The 1,357-nt window shown below is 62.3% G+C and carries 1 protein-coding gene; it reads left to right on the plus strand.

Going from position 1 to position 1,357, the window contains the following annotated elements; translation table 11 throughout:
• Window positions 1-98: 98 nt before the first annotated feature.
• Window positions 99-1,193 (plus strand): IS5 family transposase, encoded by a 1,095-nt coding sequence (locus AP428_RS34225; RefSeq protein ID WP_078041952.1) that lies wholly within the window; start codon window positions 99-101, stop codon window positions 1,191-1,193.
• The last annotated feature ends 164 nt before the right edge of the window (window positions 1,194-1,357 follow it).

Below are 1,357 nucleotides of genomic sequence, written 5' to 3' on the forward strand. Positions count from 1 at the left end.
CAGGCTGTTGAAATTCGGAACGGTGTAAACGGGCGCTGAGGGCGGTGCGTTAGAGATATCGTGTTCATGATCTTGGGCAGACGAGAGCGATGCGCGGAATGGACGAGATGCAAGAACCGCTGTTTACGACGGTGAAGCTGGAGGACTTCGTGCCGGCCGATCACCCGTTGCGGCCGCTTCGGCTGCTGGTCAATCAAGCGCTGAAGCGGCTCAATGGGCTGTTTGGCACGATCTACGCGGATAGCGGCCGTGCGTCGATTGCGCCGGAGAAACTGCTGCGTGCATTGCTGCTGCAGGTGCTGTACTCGGTGCGCAGCGAGCGCATGTTGATGGAACAGATGCGCTACAACCTGCTGTTCCGTTGGTTCGTCGGACTGGCGATCGAAGACGCCGTCTGGGACCACTCGGTGTTCTCCAAGAACCGTGATCGTCTGCTCGAGCACGAAGTGGTCGAAGCGTTCTTTACCGAAGTCATGAGCTTGGCCGACAAGCAAGGGCTGCTGTCCAGAGAACACTTCTCGGTCGATGGCACGCTGATCCAGGCTTGGGCCAGCCACAAGAGCTTTCGGCCCAAGGACGGCTCGGACGATCCACCAGCCGGCGGTGGTCGCAATGTCGACACCGACTGGAAGGGCAAGCGGCGCAGCAACGATACGCATGAATCGAGCACCGATCCGGACGCACGCCTGTTCCGCAAGGGGCGGCAAAGCGGAGCCATCCTTTGTTATCAGGGGCACATCCTGATGGAGAACCGCTCGGGCTTGGTGGTCGGCGCGGTGGTCAGCCACGCTGACGGTTTCGGCGAACGCGCAAGTGCGTTGCGCTTGCTCGACCGCGTGCCGGGTCGTCACGCCAAGACGCTCGGCGCCGACAAGGGTTACGACATGCGCGACTTTGTCCGGGATTGCCGGGCGCGCAAAGTGACGCCACACGTCGCGCGCAACGACGCGCATCAAGGCGGCAGCGCGATCGACGGCCGCACCTCGCGGCACGCCGGTTATGGCATCAGCCAAGTGATTCGCAAACGCATCGAAGAGCACTTCGGCTGGGGCAAGACCGTCGGCAGGATTCGACAGACCGCGTATCGCGGTATCAAGCGAGTCGACCAGCACTTCAAACTGACGATGCTGGCGAGCAACCTGACTCGAATGGCTCGAATACTGGCAGCGGTGCCACAAGGAGCGGCGCGATGAACCGCCCGAACGCGGCCGTTGCGCGGCGGCAACCCGCCGGCCGGCCGCTCGCCAGCGAGACGTCCGGCACGATCCATCTGCAACTCAGCGGCCAATCGCATACGAAACCCTTTTAAACACTGCCCCGGCCGTCAAAGCGAGGCGCTTTTCAACAGCCTGCTAGG

The sequence above is a fragment of the Burkholderia sp. E168m22 genome (assembly GCF_001319805.1).
Classification (GTDB): Bacteria; Pseudomonadota; Gammaproteobacteria; order Burkholderiales; family Burkholderiaceae; genus Burkholderia; species Burkholderia orbicola.

What these genes read in the sequence shown, in the direction of transcription:
- AP428_RS34225 (WP_078041952.1), top strand. Translation starts at nt 99, where the DNA reads ATGGACGAGATGCAAGAACCGCTGTTTACGACGGTGAAGCTGGAGGAC.